Below are 13,136 nucleotides of genomic sequence, written 5' to 3'. Positions count from 1 at the left end.
CCCAAATATTTAGCCGGGCAGCTTCGCTGTCAGGCGTTTCAACTCGCTGGCGCGGCCGATTTCCTTGCCATCGGCCAGGATGCGCAGGCCCTGGCCCTTGCCGTATTTGGTGCCCGTTTTGTCCCAAATCACGGAAATCATGCGGCCGTGGTAGCGCACCTGGTCGAGGCAGAAGTAGTCCCATTGCCCGGTAGGTACTAGCGGGAACACCTCTACCACGTTGTCAGCACGCGGTTTCAGGCCCACCAGGCCGGTGATGATGAGGTCGGCGAAACCGGAGTGGTTGTAGTAGCTGCTGCGCGGGTTGTCGCCCTTCAGCCACTCGCCGTTTTTTTCGTCCTGGTACTCGCCCAGGTAGGGCACGCCATTTTTCTGGTGCGAGAGGGTGTATTTGCGCAGTTCGGCGTAGTACACCTGCGGGCTCATGCCGTCGTGGTGCTTGTACTGGGTGAGCAGGTTGGCCAGGCCTTTTAGGGTTTGGGTGGTGGCGTAGGGCCACACGGCGCCGTCCCACTCGCAGCCGTGGCCCGAGCCGTGGGTACGAAAACCGGGCGCGCGCCGCTCGGCCGTGGTGATGCCCCACGGCGCCTGAAAGCCGGCCGGGTCGGTGAGCTGCTCCCACTGCTTGGCGTATTTAGCCTTGTCGGCCGGCAGCGAGAAATACCACGGAATGTAGCCCAATTCCTCGCGCGCTTCGCAGAGGCCGCCCTTTTCGTACTGCACCTTGAAGAAGGAAGCTTTGTCGTCCCACAAAGTACGCTGCACGTCGGCGCGCGCCTGCTTGGCTTTCCGGGCGTATTTGCGTTCCAGGCTGTCGGTTTTCGTCAGCTTGGCCATGGCCGCCATAGCGGTGGCATTGCCGTACATGTAGCTATTGATGGTGGGCCGGATGTTCTTCGCTTTGCGCCCACCGCTGATGGATTCCTCCATAGCATCGCGCACATCAAACTGCCAGAACAGGCCGTTGGGCAGCATTTTCTCGGCTTCCCACTGGCGGTAGTCGGCGCTGAGCACGGGCAGCAGTTCCTGCACCAGGGCTTGGTTTTGGCTTACCAGGTACATGCTATACACCGCATCCTGCAGCCAACTGCTGAAGGCGTGCAGCTTCTTGGTTTTCTTGGAATCCACGTTGAGCCAAAAGCGGGTGTACTGCTCTGTGAACTGCGGGTCGTGCAGCCAACGGCCTTCGTTGAGGTGGTGGCCAAGGGCGCTGCTGATGGTGTTGTGCAGCCCCGCGTGCTTCATCGGCGTGATGAATTCTGTGAACACAAAGCCGTCGGGCGTCTGCTTGAGGTGCTTGCGGTAGGTCCACCAGCGGTAGTAGTACGTTTCCTGCAGCGCCGAATCGGGGCACTCGAACAGCGGCACCTGTTGGGCCAACCAGTCGGCCGCCTGGGCATTGGGCACGAGGTTGATGACGTCCTCCTGGTCCAGGGCATTGAAGCGGGCCACGCTGGCGCGCAGGTGCTCAGCCGTCAGCACCGACGCGGGCGCTTGTTGCGCGGCCACCTCGGCCAGGCCGGTTAAGCCCAGCAGACTCAGAAGGAATAGAAACGGTTTGGTTCGCAACTGCATGGCGGGCTGAATTACTCAAATAACCAATCGATTTCCTTGACCTGCTCGCCTCCGCCGCCCAGGCCCGCGTTGTAGGTGCGCAGGGGTTGGTCGGCATCCATGAAACCGAGGATGAGGCAGGCGCCGCGGCCCAGGTTCAGGGTGTGCGTGCCTGCTTTGAAAGAATAGGCATGCACGTTCACCGGCGGCTGGCCGGCGACCAGCGCCGCGTTGGCGATTTTGATATCGGCTTGGCCGTAGTCGTTGGCGCTGGCGTCGGTTTCGAGCTGCGGCGAGGACAGGTAGCCGGGCTTTTTCTGCGTGAAATAGCCCACCAGCAGCTTCACCGGCTTGGCGGTTTTGAAGCTTACCTCGGTGCCCTGGCTTGCTTGCTGGGCTTTGCTCAGCCGCAGGCCTTTCAGGGCCAGCAGCTCCGGCGCCAGGGCGGTAATCTGCGCGCTGGTGTCGGCAAAAGGCGATTGTCCAAGGGCCAGTTTGTAGGGGCTGCCCGCTTTGCTCAGCAGGGTGACGAAGGCATTGTTGGACACGGCCAGCTTCTTAGCCGCCGGCACGGTTTTCACGGCCTTGAGCGAGTCGATGTGGTGGCGCAGGTTCACCAGGCTCCTTTTGGTACACTGGCAGCATTTCTACCCAGGTTTTGTAGGTGCCGTCTACGCCGCGCATGGGGATTTTGCGCTGCGAGGTCTGCATGCTATTGGCGTACAAATACGTGCCCTGCGTCAGGCCCACCAGCTTTTGCCAGTAACTCAGGCTGCGCTCCAGGTAAGGCACGGCCTGCTCCAGGTCGGCCACGTTGTGCGAGTACTTGTAGCGCAGCACGCGCAGGGCGGCCTGCACCTTTTCGGCGTAGAAATTGGCTAGGGCATCCTGGCAATACATATCGTTTTTCAGGCGCCCGAATTCCGCTTGGTTTTTGGTCACGACGGGGGCGGCGCGCTCAATGGCCGCGATGGCAGCCTTGCCGTGCGCCACCACTTCGGTGGCTACCTGCGGCGGCGTTTCGCCCACGTGCGGCAGCCCTTTCGCCTCTTTTTCGGCGTACTCGATTATCATCTCCCCTCCGGCGCTTCCGACTCATACAGCAGCGTGAACAGGCCGTAGCGCTTGGGGTTGATGAGCTGGCCCATGAGCATACCCAGGGTCAGGGTCTGGCGGTTGCCGTCGGTGATGCCGTAGCGGCGCAGCAGTTTCGGCTCAATTTCGCCCGCCTGCTCGTAGGCTTCCATTATCTGCTTGCCGGCGGTGGCATCGCAGCCGTACATCGTGCCCAATTCCTGGCCCCAGTAGGTCTGCTCGGCCGGGCGGGGGCGGTCGGCGTGCCAGGCGTAGCGCGACCACGCCTTGTACCAGAGCCAGTCGCGGTCGATTTGCAGCAGGCGTTCGGGAGCTTTGTCGGCGGTGTAGGGCCAGTCCCAGTACGAGGCCTGCGGGTAGAGGTGCAGGCCGTTGGCGCCGTAGGTGTTGTGCATGGCCAGCACGCTTTTCTGAATAAAATCGGCCGAGCCGTAGCGGAACGGCTCCAGGTTGGCCAGGATGTGCACATTCTCGATGTGCACCGAATTCATCCCGCTCAGCGTGCGGTGCAGCTCGGCCCAGGAGCCGCGCGGCGTGTAGGTAGTGAGCGCCTCGCCGTTGAATTTGGCCTCGGTGTAGAGGTTTTTGTAGAGCGGCAGGGCGGCGGTTATCACGCGGGGCGCGTCGGTGTCGTGGGCGCGCAGCACGATGGGTGGCAATTCCGTTTGCCCGGCGGCCTTGAGGCCGTCCAGCACGCCGGGAATGATGGTTTTCGTGAACCAGTCCACGTCGTCCTGCCCGGCGCCTTCCATGGCTTCGCCCAGGGCCACCATCAAACCCACGTTGGGGTATTTCTCCACGAAAGCGGCAATGGACTTGCGCGTGTAGTCGGCAATGAGCGGCACGATGGGCCGGGCGCGGTCCTGGGTTTTGATGTTGTGGTGCTCGGCGAAGGGCTTGGAGACGATGATGTTGTAGAACATCTGAATCACCCAGATGCCGCGCTTGTCGGCCTCGGCGGTCAGGAAGTGGTACATCTCCTCGTTCTTCTTGAAGGTGGCGTCGTCCACTTCCACGGCGTAGGGATAGTCCTTCAGCCGCACCAGGGAAGCAAACGGGTGCCCGTTCCAGAGGTAGAGCGAGTTCATGCGGTTGTCGGCCAGCAGGTCGAGGTAGCGCACCCACAGGGCCTTGTCGTAGAGCCACGGGAAGGTTTCGGGCGTGTACGGGTACTCGTACACGGTGCGGCCCGGCAGGTAGTAAGGCTTCTGCACGCCAATGCAGGCGCCGCGCAGCACCATTTCGGGCTGGTCGGTGAGATTTAGGCTTCCGCTGATTTTGCCTTGGCTGCGCACCCGCTCGGCCAGCTCCAGGCAGCCGTAGAGCGCCCCGGAATTGTCAGCGCCCGCAATGATAAGGGCGTTTTTCTCGCCCGAGACGATAGAAAAGCCTTCTTTGCCCGGCGTTTTGCCCGGGCTCAAATGGTACGCGGCGGTGGCTTGCCGCAGGAGTTCGTCGGTAGTCCGGCCCACTACAATCAGGCCGTTGCCGCCGGGCAGCTTATCCTGCTGCTGCACTTTCACCTGGTAACCGGCGGCCCGCAGGGCAGTAGCCAGCCGGGCGGCACCGTACCGCAAGCGGGCATGAGCACTCTTGGGCAGCAGAATGGTGCGATTGGGCTGCGCAGGCACCGGCGCGGCGTGGGCATCTACGGGAGCCAGCAGCCAGCAGCTTAGGCAGAAATAGCTGGTGGCAAGAAGCTTCCACAGATTCCGGGGCATTGGCGCGGCTTGTTAGAGTTAGGTCAGTATCCAACGGCTGCCTCTGCCGGGCAGAAGGGAGCATGGACGTTATCAAAATTACCGGACTCGCGTGCCGGCACTGTATACCATCTTCTCCGGCTGTTGTAGAATGTTGCCATCGCAAAACGAGGGATTTTGCTGGTCCCAACTCAGCGGTAAGTGCTCCCTCACCCGCAGGGCGCACTTAACAGTAAGCAGGAGGCGTTCGGCGTACTTTGCAACAGCTGTAGCGGCGCTGGGCCCAGCCGCAGGAACCTATACGCTATCAAAAGGAAATTTCGCAGGCTTTCGGCTGGCTCTGCCGCAACGGTGCCCGCAGCTGAGCCTATCGATTAAGAAGCGGCCCTGATGGCTAAATTGCTGGTTCCAGACTGACTGCGCCCGGTCGCGAAATGGAATGATAACATCCTACAGAGGGTCGAGAAAATGGTATAGGTGCCCGGGGCTTTTGCCTTGTTATTTCGCTTCGGTCAAACTCCTCCACCCCACCCATGAAAAAACCGGTTGCTTCCCTCTGCGCTTTAGGCCTCTTTTTCTCGACGCAACTCGTGGCGCGGGCCCAGTACCCCTCCATTCCGCCGGATATCGCAAAGGCCAGCGCGGACATGATGGCCGCGGCCAGCCGCCAGTCCGATATCGCCTGGAACAAGGCCTACCCCATCATTCAGAAGGAGCAGCGCGAGGGCAAACCCTACATTCCATGGGCAGCCCGCCCCATTGATTTGCCGCAGGCCGGCATCCCGGCGTTTCCGGGCGCCGAGGGCGGTGGGGCTTACACGTTTGGGGGCCGCGGCGGCCGGGTGATTGTGGTGACCAGCCTGGCCGATAGCGGCCCCGGCTCGCTGCGCGAGGCCTGCGAGCAGGGCGGCGCCCGCATCGTAGTGTTCAACGTGGCCGGCATCATTCGGCTGAAAACTCCGCTCATCATCCGGGCACCTTACATCACCATTGCGGGCCAGAGCGCGCCCGGCGACGGCATTTGCGTGGCCGGCGAATCGGTATGGCTCAACACGCACGATGTCATTGTGCGCTTCATGCGCTTCCGCCGCGGCGAGACTAACGTGGGCCGGCGCGACGATTCCATCGGCGGCAACCCCATTGGCAACATCATGATTGACCACGTCTCGGCCTCTTGGGGCCTCGACGAAAACATGTCGATGTACCGCCACATGTACAACGATAGCACTGGCATTCCCGAGCAGAAATTGGGCACGGTGAACATCACCATTCAGAACTCCATTTTCTCGGAGGCGCTCGATACCTGGAACCACGCCTTTGGCAGCACACTGGGCGGCGAGAACTGCACCTTCATGCGCAACCTGTGGGCCGACAACGCGGGCCGCAACCCCTCCATTGGTTGGAACGGGGTGTTCAACTTCGCCAACAACGTGATGTTCAACTGGGTGCACCGCTCCACCGACGGCGGCGACTACCGCGCCCTCTACAACATCATCAACAACTACTATAAGCCCGGCCCCTCTACGCCGAAGAACACCAACATCGGCCACCGCATTCTGAAGCCCGAATCGGGCCGCAGCAAGCTCAAGTACCAGGTGTACGGCCGCGCCTACGTGGCCGGCAACATCGTGGAAGGCTACCCCAACGTGACCAAGGACAACTGGGATGGCGGCGTGCAAGTGGAAGAGCTGCCCAACGCCGGCAAATACATGGCCGACATGAAGGTGAACAAGCCCTTGCCGATGCCGGAAATCACCATCATCCCCGCCGAAAAAGCCCTCTCCTACGTGCTGGAAAACGCGGGCGCCACCCTGCCCAAGCGCGACGCTGTGGATGCCCGCGTGATTGAGCAGGTGCGCACCGGCAAAATCACCTACAAAGAAGGCGTGAAACTGCCCGACACCCAGTTCAAGCACCGCCGCCTGCCGATTGATTCCTACAAAAACGGCATCATCACCGACCCCGCGCAAGTAGGCGGCTACCCCACCTACGCCGGCAAGCCCTACGCTGACTCGGACAAGGACGGCATGCCCGACGACTACGAAAAGAAGAACGGCCTCGACCCCAAAAACGCCGCCGACGCCACCCAGGCCAAGAGCAAAGACGGCTACACCAACATTGAGAACTACCTGAATAGCTTGGTAGCAGTGAAAACCGTGAAGCCGTAACCTCACCCCTACCAACCGTCATGCTTCGCTGCACTCAGCATGACGTGCTTTCTGAGCTGCTGCCCGAAAACAAACTCCCTGTGCCCCACCCCACCCGCTCCTTCTATTTCCTGCTCCTGGCTGGTCTGCTTTCGGCTGGCACGGCCGTGGGGCAAGGCAAACCCAAGCCCATTCCCAAACCGGCGCCCGTGGCCGTGGGCCCGCAGGGCAAGCTGGTGTATACCCCGGATTCACTGGGAAACCGCATTCCGGACTTTTCTTACTGCGGCTACCGGGCCGGCGAGCAAGCCATTCCCATGGCCGAAATCCGCGTAGTAGTGCCGGTGCGAGCCGGCGATGCCACGGCCCGCGTGCAGGCCGCGCTCGACTACGTAGCGGCGCGGCCTCTGGGCAAGGATGGCCTGCGCGGCGCGGTACTGCTGGAAAAAGGCACGTATGAAATTGCCGGCCGGCTGTTTATTCGGGCTTCTGGTGTGGTGCTACGCGGCAGCGGCATGGGCGAGGGCGGCACCATCATTCTGGGCAGCGGCTCGAGCCGCGACCACCTCATCACCATTGCCGGCCGCCCCGACCGTAAGCTGGAAACGGCCCAAGCCATCACGGACCGGTACGTGCCCGTGAATGCCCGCACCGTGCGGGTTGCCAATGCGGCGGCCTTCAAAGTGGGAGACCGGGTGCTGGTGCAACGGCCTTCCACAGCCGCCTGGATTGAGAAACTGGGCATGCAAACCTTCGGCGGTGGCCTTTCGTCGCTCGGCTGGAAGCCCGGCCAGCGCAATCTGGGCTGGGACCGGCAGGTGGTAGCGGTCGACGCCACGGGCATCACCCTGGACGCGCCCCTAACCACCGCCCTCGACCAAACCTACGGCGGCGGCACCGTGGCCCGCTACACCTGGCCGGGGCTGATAACTCAGGTGGGAATCGAAAACCTACGCTTGGAATCGACAGTTGACGCAACCAACCCTAAGGACGAAGACCACCGCTGGATGGCCGTGGTGCTGGACGACGTGCAGGACGCCTGGGTACGCCAGGTGGCCTTCCGGCACTTCGCCGGCTCGGCGGTGCTGGCGCACAATACCGCCCGCCGCGTCACGGTAGAAGACTGCATTTCCACGGAGCCGGTATCGGAAATCGGCGGCGAGCGGCGCAACACTTTCTACACCTTGGGCCAGCAGACCCTGTTTCAGCGGCTGTATGCCGAAAATGGCTACCACGATTTTGCCCTGGGCTACTGCGCCGCCGGCCCCAATGCCTTTGTGCAGTGCGAAGCCGAGCAGCCCCTGAGCTTCAGCGGTGGCATCGATAGCTGGGCCTCAGGGGTGCTGTTTGACATCGTGAAAGAATACGGCCAGGCCCTGCGCTTCGGCAACCGCGAGCAGGATGGGCAGGGTGCCGGCTGGGCCGTGGCCAACAGCGTGCTCTGGCAGTGCACCGCCGCCCGCGTGGACTGCTACCAGCCACCCACGGCCCAGAACTGGGCGTTTGGCACCTGGGCGCAGTTCAGTGGCAACGGCTACTGGGACATGTCGAACGAGTCCATTCAGCCCCGCAGCCTGTACTACGCGCAGCTGAAAGACCGGCTGGGCGATGCCGTGGCCAGCCGTGTCATTCTGCTGCCGGTGAGCACCGAGGCCTCGAGCAGCCCCAAAGTGGCCGTGGCCATGGAGCTCACCAAGCTCTCGGCCAGCCCGGCGCCTACCTTGCTGGCGTTCATTCAGGCCGCGCCGACCCGCCAGCCCATTGCTACGCAGCACTCGGCGCCCTCCATCGACAAGCTGAAGGTGAAAATGCCTGTTGCCCCCGCCTACGCCGCGCCCTTGCGAGTAGCCCAAGGCATGGTGGTGCGCGGTAACGCCCTGGTAACGGGCCGCCGCCAGGACGTGCCCTGGTGGAACGGCAGCGCCCGGCCCCACGGCCTGACCAACCCCAAGCCGCACATCACGCGCTTCGTGCCGGGCCAAACGGGCCGCGGCCTGACCGACGACCTGCCGGAAATGACCGACTCGATGCAAACCCAGAACGTAGTGGCCCTGGCCCACAACTACGGCCTGTGGTACGAGCGCCGGCGCGACGACCACGAGCGCATCCGCCGCATGGACGGCGAGGTGTGGGCGCCGTTCTACGAGCTGCCCTTCGCCCGCAGCGGCACCGGCCAGGCCTGGGACGGCCTGAGCCGCTACGACCTCACCAAGTACAACCAATGGTACTGGAGCCGGCTGGCTCAATTTGCCGACCTGGCCGACCAAAAAGGGCTGGTCCTGCTCAACAACCACTATTTCCAGCATAACATTATCGAAGCCGGCGCCCACTACGCCGACTTCCCCTGGCGCCCGGTCAACAACGTGAACAACACCGGTTTTCCGGAGCCGCCGCCCTACGCCGGCGACAAGCGGATATTCATGGCCGAGCAGTTTTATGACGTGACCGACGCGGCACGGCGCCCCTTGCACCGGGCCTACATCCGGCAGTGCCTCAACAACTTCGTGGGCAAAACGGGCGTCATTCACCTCATCGGGGCCGAATTCACGGGGCCGCTGGCCTTCGTGCAGTTCTGGCTGGATACCGTGAAGGAGTGGGAAACCGAAACCAGCCAGCAGGCCACCATTGCCCTGAGCACCACCAAGGACGTGCAGGACGCCATCTTGGCCGACCCGGCGCGGGCTGCGGTGGTCGACATCATCGACATCAACTACTGGCACTACCAGGTCGACGGCAAGACCTACGCCCCGGCCGGCGGCCAAAACCTGGCCCCGCGCCAGCACGCCCGCCTGCTCAACCCCAAGCGCAGGCTCGTTTGAGCAGGTGTACCAGGCCGTGCGCGAATACCGCCAGCAATTCCCCGACAAGGCCGTGCTCTACTCCGCCGATGGCTATGAGGCCTTCGGGTGGGCGGTGCTGCTGGCCGGCGGCTCGCTGGCCAGCGTGCCCCGCGTAGCCGAGCCTGGTTTCGCCACATCGGTAGCCGGCATGAGGCCCGTGGAACTGCCCGGCAAGCCCGCCAGCCAATGGGCCCTGAGCGACGGCAAAACCGGCCTGCTCGTGTACCGCGACGGCCCGGCGCCCGTGCAGCTGGATTTGGCCACCATGTCGGGCACATTCACCGTTCGGCACCTGAACCCGAAAACGGGCCAACTCGTCGGCAAAACGGATTCGGTGAAAGGCGGAAAATTGGTAAAGCTGACTACGCCAGCTACCGGCGCAGAAGTCCTTTGGCTAACGAAGAAATAATGAAAATACGCGGGCTCATCGGACGGGTGCTGGTACTGCTGGGGCTCGCGCTGCCGGCTCAGGCCACCGTGGTGCTGCCCCGCGTGCTGGGGCACAACATGGTGCTGCAACGCGCCAAGCCCGTACCCATTTGGGGCACCGCGGCGCCGGGCGAGGCCGTGACCGTGCAGTTTGCCGGGCAGCGCCCCCGCACCACGGCCGACGCCGCGGGCCGCTGGCAAGTGACGCTGCAGCCGCTCAGCGCCTCCGCTACTCCGACCGAGCCTGGTTATTTCGGGCACGAATATCATTCGGCTGCACAACGTGCTCGTGGGCGAGGTGTGGCTGTGTTCGGGGCAGTCGAACATGGAGTACACCATGCGCAAAAACAGCAAGGTGCCATCCCCGCCTGGCCTCAACCCAAGCCCAGTGGACGAGCTGAAATATGCCCACAACCCCGCCATTCGCATTTTCCTGGTCAACCGCAAGGAGCTGGCCAAGCCCGACTCCCTGCACCGCGGCTGGAGCGTGGCCGAGGATTCGGCCCTGCGGTCGTTTTCCGCCGCGGCTTACTTCTTTGCCAAAGAGCTGCAAAAGCGGCTCAACGTGCCAGTGGGCATGATTTCCTCGGCCGTGCCGGGCAGCCGCATTGAGCCCTGGATTTCGGAAGCGGCGTTTGCGCAGGACAAGTACTATGCGGGCCAGAAAGTGGAGGGCGAACCGGGCAAGTTCTACGAGCCGATGATTCGGCCGCTGGTGCCGTTTGCGGTGCAGGGCTTTTTGTGGTACCAAGGCGAAACCAACTGCTTTCTGGCCGAAACCGTGAACTACGCCCACAAGATGAAAACGCTGATTGAAAGCTGGCGCACGGCCTGGGGCGGCTCTGGCCTGCCCTTCTACTACGTGCAGGCTGGCCCCGTTTAAGTATTCCGACGCCACGGGCAAAGTAGTGATTACCCCCGAAACCCTGCCCCGCTTCCGTGAAGCGCAGGAGCTGGCCCTGCAGCTGCCCCGCACCGGCATGATTGTCACGACTGATTTGGCCGACAGCCTCGGCGGCATTCACCCCGGCTACAAGTGGGAAGTGGGCCGGCGTCTGGCCCTGCTGGCCTTGGCCGGCACCTACAAGCAGCCCAATGTGGTAGCCACCGGCCCGGTGTTCCGCAGCCTGAAAGTGAAGGGCGCTGTGGCCACGCTCACCTTCGCTCCCACCGGGGGCCGCTTGGTGAGCAAAGACGGCAAGCCGCTCACGGGCTTCACCGTGGCCGGCGCCGACGGCGTGTTTGTGCCCGCGCAGGCGCGTATTGAGGGTTCGCAGGTGCTGGTTTCAGCCCCCGGTGTGGCGCGGCCCGTGGCAGTGCGCTTCGGCTGGCACGAGGTACTGCAGCCCAACCTGTTTTCTGACCAGGGCCTGCCCGCGCGTCCCTTCCGGACCAACCAGCCGGAGGCGCGGGTGAGCATCCGCTAGCCGCGCCGGCTTCCTTCCACTTCATTTTACCTCCATACTTTTTTAGCCATGAGCCAGCACGCCCATACCCGTCGCGATTTTCTCAAGGCCAGGCTCGCTGCTGACGGCTGGGCTGCTGCTACCGTGGCCAAGTTGGGCCAGTAGCCGCGCCAAAAAGCTGACCTACAAAATTGCCGTCGTTGACTTGATGATACTCAAGCGGCAGAAGCTGGGCGCGTTGCAGCTCACCAAGGACATTGGGGCCGATGGCGTGGAGGTGGACATGGGCGGCCTGGGCCAGCGCGAGACCTTCGACAACCAGGCGGCCAAGCCGGAAATCCGCCAGCAGTTCATCGACAAGGCGAAGGAGCTCAATTTGGAAATCTGCTCGCTGGCCATGACGGGTTTCTACGCCCAGTCGTTTGCCACGCGCCCCACTTACCAGCGCATGATTCAGGACTGCCTCGACACCATGAAGGCCCTGAACGTGAAGGTGGCCTTTCTGCCCCTGGGCACGCAAGGCGACTTGGTGAAGAACCCCGAGCTGCGCCCTGCCATTGTGGAGCGCCTGAAAGTGGTAGGTAAAATGGCTCAGCGAGCTGGCGTGGTGGTCGGCATCGAAACTTCGCTCGACGCCGCGGGTGAGGTGCAGCTGCTGCGCGAAATCAACTCGAAGCACATTCAGATTTACTTCAACTTCTCCAACCCGCTGAAAGAAGGGCGCGACTTGCACCAGGAGCTGAAAACTCTGGGCCGCAAGCGCATCTGCCAGATGCACGCCACTGACGAAGACGGGGTGTGGCTGCAGAACAACACCCGGCTCGACATGAACAAGGTGAAGCAGACCCTGGCCGACATGGGCTGGGATGGCTGGCTGGTCATCGAACGCTCGCGCGACGCCAACGACGGCCGCAACGTGAAGAAAAACTTCGGCGCAAATACGGCTTACCTCAAGTCGATTTTCCAGGCAGGTTGAGTTGGAGTATGCTGCTTTTTCGGCTGCACAATTCTTCTAGAAAATTGCGCTTAGCGATGCCAGCCCAATTGCTCGGCTTCGGCAACGTTTGGGCTGCATCTTACTGGCTGGAAAGCCCGACTAAAATGCCCTGAATCGCCTAGGAATCGCTACTTTGTAGGTATCTGTCCTCTGGCCCGGAAAAAGGATAGTTGATATGATAATATCGTACAATAAGTTAGTGAAAACAGACATATTCTTCCTTTGAGAGGCGTGTAACTTGCTACTGTTCTTTAGTTACGCGCAAATTATGAATTCCCTACTGCGAAGCCTGTTTTTGGTAAGCGCTCTAGCCGCAACTGCCCTTCCGCAGGCGATGGCTCAGGCACCGGCCCCAACTGAGACCAAAGAAGCTGCTTATAAGCGCACCATCACCGAGCGGGCGGCCAAAATTGTGGCCAAGCTTGACGGCCTGAAGTCCAAAGATTCGGTACAGGTGCGCGACGTAATTGCCGAGCAGTACCGCCAGCTCAACGACGTGCACGAAGCGCGCAAAAGCCGCCTGGCCGCCCTCAAAGCCCAGCCCCAGACCGACGCCACCAAAACCGAAGCCGCCAAGGTGGAAACCGAAACCACTGCCTCCCTCGACAAGCTGCACGCCCAGTACCTCAAAAATTGAGCCGTCGCCTTACTCCAGCCCAAGTCGACCAGGTGAAGGACGGCATGACCTACGGCGTGCTGCCCATCACGATGCGCGCCTACGACGACATGCTGCCCATCCTCACCGCCGCCCAGAAAGCCCAGATGCTGGCCTGGCTGACGGAGGCCCGCGAAAAGGCCATGGACGCCGGCACCTCCGAGCAGAAACACGCTTGGTTTGGCAAATACAAAGGCAAAATCAACAATTACCTCTCGGCCGCCGGCATCGACATGAACCAGGCCGGCAAAGACTGGCAGGCCCGCATCGCCGCCCGCAAGGCCGCCGAAGCCTCTCACTAGCATTCTTCACC

11 protein-coding genes and 1 pseudogene are annotated in these 13,136 nt (G+C 62.3%); 7 read left to right on the top strand and 5 right to left on the bottom strand.

Annotation, left to right across the window (positions count from 1 at the left end; translation table 11 throughout):
* Positions 1-9 precede the first annotated feature (9 nt).
* The 4 genes from ACFQT0_RS10120 to ACFQT0_RS10105 are packed head-to-tail and all read right to left on the bottom strand — an operon-like array spanning position 10 to position 4,370.
* Positions 10-1,575 (bottom strand): MGH1-like glycoside hydrolase domain-containing protein, encoded by a 1,566-nt coding sequence (locus ACFQT0_RS10120; protein WP_380202434.1) that lies wholly within the window; start codon positions 1,573-1,575, stop codon positions 10-12.
* A gap of 11 nt (positions 1,576-1,586) precedes the next feature.
* Positions 1,587-2,171 (bottom strand): hypothetical protein, encoded by a 585-nt coding sequence (locus ACFQT0_RS10115; protein ID WP_380202432.1) that lies wholly within the window; start codon positions 2,169-2,171, stop codon positions 1,587-1,589.
* Positions 2,113-2,628 (bottom strand): hypothetical protein, encoded by a 516-nt coding sequence (locus tag ACFQT0_RS10110; protein ID WP_380202430.1) that lies wholly within the window; start codon positions 2,626-2,628, stop codon positions 2,113-2,115. Before ACFQT0_RS10110 ends, ACFQT0_RS10115 begins: the two co-directional genes overlap by 59 nt.
* Complete coding sequence (locus ACFQT0_RS10105) at positions 2,625-4,370, bottom strand: hypothetical protein (RefSeq protein WP_380202428.1); 1,746 nt, start codon at positions 4,368-4,370, stop codon at positions 2,625-2,627. Before ACFQT0_RS10105 ends, ACFQT0_RS10110 begins: the two co-directional genes overlap by 4 nt.
* 512 nt (positions 4,371-4,882) lie before the next feature.
* Between ACFQT0_RS10105 and ACFQT0_RS10100 the strand changes: the two genes are divergently transcribed.
* The 3 genes from ACFQT0_RS10100 to ACFQT0_RS10090 are packed head-to-tail and all read left to right on the top strand — an operon-like array spanning position 4,883 to position 9,745.
* A complete protein-coding gene (locus tag ACFQT0_RS10100; protein WP_380202426.1) occupies positions 4,883-6,517 on the top strand; it encodes a pectate lyase family protein in 1,635 nt (544 codons plus the stop codon).
* A 20-nt stretch (positions 6,518-6,537) separates the two neighbouring features.
* The gene (locus ACFQT0_RS10095) at positions 6,538-9,315 is read left to right on the top strand and encodes a DUF6298 domain-containing protein (protein WP_380202424.1); all 2,778 of its coding nucleotides are present in this window, start codon (positions 6,538-6,540) and stop codon (positions 9,313-9,315) included.
* A 4-nt stretch (positions 9,316-9,319) separates the two neighbouring features.
* Positions 9,320-9,745, top strand: coding sequence for a DUF6298 domain-containing protein (locus ACFQT0_RS10090; protein WP_380202422.1), 426 nt, complete (start codon positions 9,320-9,322; stop codon positions 9,743-9,745).
* Between the two features lie 58 nt (positions 9,746-9,803).
* Here ACFQT0_RS10090 and ACFQT0_RS10085 read toward each other — a convergent pair whose 3' ends face one another.
* A complete protein-coding gene (locus ACFQT0_RS10085) occupies positions 9,804-9,941 on the bottom strand; it encodes a hypothetical protein (protein WP_380202420.1) in 138 nt (45 codons plus the stop codon).
* A 107-nt stretch (positions 9,942-10,048) separates the two neighbouring features.
* Between ACFQT0_RS10085 and ACFQT0_RS10080 the strand changes: the two genes are divergently transcribed.
* The 4 genes and pseudogenes from ACFQT0_RS10080 (at position 10,049) to ACFQT0_RS10065 (ending at position 13,125) form a co-directional block, all read left to right on the top strand.
* Positions 10,049-10,648 carry a sialate O-acetylesterase gene (locus tag ACFQT0_RS10080; protein ID WP_380202418.1) on the top strand — a complete coding sequence of 200 codons (600 nt, stop codon included), beginning with the start codon at positions 10,049-10,051 and terminating at the stop codon, positions 10,646-10,648.
* A 25-nt stretch (positions 10,649-10,673) separates the two neighbouring features.
* Positions 10,674-11,192, top strand: a complete 519-nt coding sequence (locus tag ACFQT0_RS10075) for a hypothetical protein (RefSeq protein ID WP_380202416.1) — start codon at positions 10,674-10,676, stop codon at positions 11,190-11,192.
* A gap of 187 nt (positions 11,193-11,379) precedes the next feature.
* On the top strand, positions 11,380-12,147 hold the full coding sequence (locus tag ACFQT0_RS10070; protein WP_380202414.1) for a sugar phosphate isomerase/epimerase family protein: 768 nt from the start codon (positions 11,380-11,382) through the stop codon (positions 12,145-12,147).
* 289 nt (positions 12,148-12,436) lie between these two features.
* A pseudogene (locus ACFQT0_RS10065) lies at positions 12,437-13,125 on the top strand (DUF3826 domain-containing protein).
* Positions 13,126-13,136: the final 11 nt, after the last annotated feature.

Origin of the sequence: Hymenobacter humi (assembly GCF_042665855.1) — a bacterium.
In the GTDB taxonomy this organism is placed as follows: domain Bacteria; phylum Bacteroidota; class Bacteroidia; order Cytophagales; family Hymenobacteraceae; genus Hymenobacter; species Hymenobacter humi.
This window is presented reverse-complemented; position numbering and strand designations above follow the sequence as displayed.